Raw genomic sequence first — 497 nt, 5'->3', positions numbered from 1 at the left:
AGATGGCAGTTGCCACCGAACTCATCGACGACGCGGTCCCCGGATACAACAGCCTCCTCGACCCCGCAACCACCCCGGCGGAGTTCCGTCAGGCACTCGAAGATCTCCTGTCCTCAGATCGCAGCCGTCTATCCGTCCCGGAGCCGACCGACCGCTCGTTCGTCCTGTACGTTGGTGGCTCGTCTCGATCGCCCCGTCGGATCTCGGGCGGGGAACAACACCGCGGAGTACGTCGCTCTCCAACTTGGCCTCTTCAAACTATAGCTCGCTACGAGCCACAGAACGTAGCGGTTTGAATCGACTCGATGACCGTCATCCGCGATGTCTGGGGCGGTAACGACCCCACCGAGGCCGGCGTCGAGACGTACAGCGAGTCCATCGCTGCGGCGCTCTCGGAGGTTCCGAACCACCGGTACACGCACCTGGCCGATAGCGACCCGAACCCCGCCGACGCACTGGCGACGGTCGGTGCCGATATCGCGGCGTTGGGGCCTTGA

At 64.4% G+C, this 497-nt stretch carries 1 pseudogene; it reads left to right on the top strand.

Going from position 1 to position 497, the window contains the following annotated elements:
* A pseudogene (locus DVK06_RS17325) lies at nucleotides 1-497 on the top strand (reverse transcriptase-like protein); the annotation flags it as partial.

The sequence above is a fragment of the Halorubrum sp. Atlit-28R genome, assembly GCF_003665955.1.
In the GTDB taxonomy this organism is placed as follows: Archaea; Halobacteriota; Halobacteria; order Halobacteriales; family Haloferacaceae; genus Halorubrum; species Halorubrum tropicale.
This window is presented reverse-complemented; position numbering and strand designations above follow the sequence as displayed.